The organism is Vibrio crassostreae 9ZC13, assembly GCF_000272045.2.
GTDB lineage: Bacteria > Pseudomonadota > Gammaproteobacteria > Enterobacterales > Vibrionaceae > Vibrio > Vibrio crassostreae_C.
In genome coordinates, this window is sequence record NZ_AJYZ02000007.1 from 1 (window position 1) to 222 (window position 222).

General features: G+C 52.7%; 1 tRNA gene. It reads left to right on the plus strand.

Annotation, left to right across the window (positions count from 1 at the left end):
- Window positions 1-109: 109 nt before the first annotated feature.
- Window positions 110-186, plus strand: a tRNA-Trp gene (locus tag A136_RS01230).
- Window positions 187-222: the final 36 nt, after the last annotated feature.

The window sequence follows — 222 nt, forward strand, 5'->3', positions numbered from 1 at the left end:
CCGGCCTGTCACGCCGGGGGTCGCGGGTTCGAGTCCCGTCCACTCCGCCACTTATTCGATAACCTCGCCTAGTGCGAGGTTTTTTCGAATCTGAAGTAATGAAAGTTTTAGGGGTGTAGCTCCAATTGGCAGAGCAGCGGATTCCAAATCCGCGTGTTGGGAGTTCGAATCTCTCCACCCCTGCCATATTTAAGGCTCTAGCAGAAATGCTAGAGCCTTTTT